Below are 1210 nucleotides of genomic sequence, written 5' to 3'. Positions count from 1 at the left end.
CCAGGATTTCCGGGTCCGTGTCCGACTTGTCGACGCGCGGGAAGTAGGCGCGGCCGCCCCAGTTCTGGCCGGCGCGATAGAAGAAGACCTGGACGCAGGCCTGGCCACCGTCGGAATGCAGGGCGAAGACGTCGGCCTCGGCCAGGCCTTCGGCGCTGACGGAATTCTCCATGGCGATGGCCGACAGGGCGCGAATGCGGTCGCGAATTCGCGCGGCCTGCTCGAAGTCCATGTCGTCGGACGCGGCCTGCATATCCTTGGACAGGCGACCGATGACGGCGCGCGACTTGCCGCGCAGGAACTGTTCGGCCTCGGTGACCAGCTCGCCGTAGTCCTCGAGGCTGATCAGGCCGGTGCAGGGCGCCGAGCAGCGCTTGATCTGGTGCAGCATGCACGGGCGGGTGCGGGTCTCGTAAACGCTGTCCGAGCAGGAGCGGAGCAGGAACGCCTTCTGCAGCGTGTTCAGCGTGTTGTTGACCGCCCAGGTGGAGGCGAAGGGGCCGAAGTAGTCGCCCGGAATCGTGTGGGCGCCGCGATGCTTGCGGACCTGCGGCGCGCGGTGGTCGCGCCGGATCATTAGCTCGGCGAAGGACTTGTCGTCTCTCAGCACGACGTTGAAGCGCGGCTTCAGCTTCTTGATGAAGTTGGATTCCAGCAGCAGGGCCTCGGTCTCGGACGCCGTAACCACCAGCTCCATCGAGCGGGTCAGCGACACCATCAGACCGATGCGCTGGGTGTGGAATCGCCCCTGCGCGTACTGGACGATGCGCTTCTTCAGGCTGCGGGCCTTGCCGACGTACAGGCACGTCCCGTCCTCGCCGTACATGCGATAGACGCCCGGCTTGTCAGGGGCGCGGCGCGCCTCGTCGGCGATCAGCGCGGCGGCCTTCAGGTCGGTGAGCGGCTCGTCGGTCATCGCCGGGGATATAGGGCGCTTCGCCCGTTCGCGCGACGCCATGCCCTCGCCATCAAGGTTTCGTTCACCATATGGCGCAAACCTTCGTTAACCCTGCTCGATTCGGAACCCCGCCATGCAGACCCGCAACCCCATTCTGGACGAGTTCGCCAAGCTGACGACGGGCGCCATGGGCCTGGCCCAGGCCGCCGGCGAGGAGGCCAAGACCGCCTGGCGCGCCCAGACCGACCGCTTCGTGGCCGAGATGGACCTGGTGCGGCGCGACGAATTCGACGTGCTGAAGGACGAGATCGC

At 66.9% G+C, this 1210-nt stretch carries 2 protein-coding genes; one reads left to right on the top strand and one right to left on the bottom strand.

Translation table 11 applies throughout. The annotated features are described in order from the left end of the window. Positions 1-916 (bottom strand): excinuclease ABC subunit UvrC (locus B2U11_RS01655; protein WP_292069307.1); only part of this gene is annotated, 916 nt, incomplete at its 3' end. A gap of 115 nt (positions 917-1031) precedes the next feature. Between B2U11_RS01655 and B2U11_RS01650 the strand changes: the two genes are divergently transcribed. Then, positions 1032-1210: accessory factor UbiK family protein (locus B2U11_RS01650; protein WP_292069310.1), on the top strand; the 179-nt coding region annotated here is incomplete at its 3' end.

The sequence above is a fragment of the Brevundimonas sp. UBA7534 genome (assembly GCF_002479325.1).
Classification (GTDB): domain Bacteria; phylum Pseudomonadota; class Alphaproteobacteria; order Caulobacterales; family Caulobacteraceae; genus Brevundimonas.
Note: the sequence above shows the minus strand (reverse complement) of the source record. Positions and strands in the feature narration are given on the sequence as shown.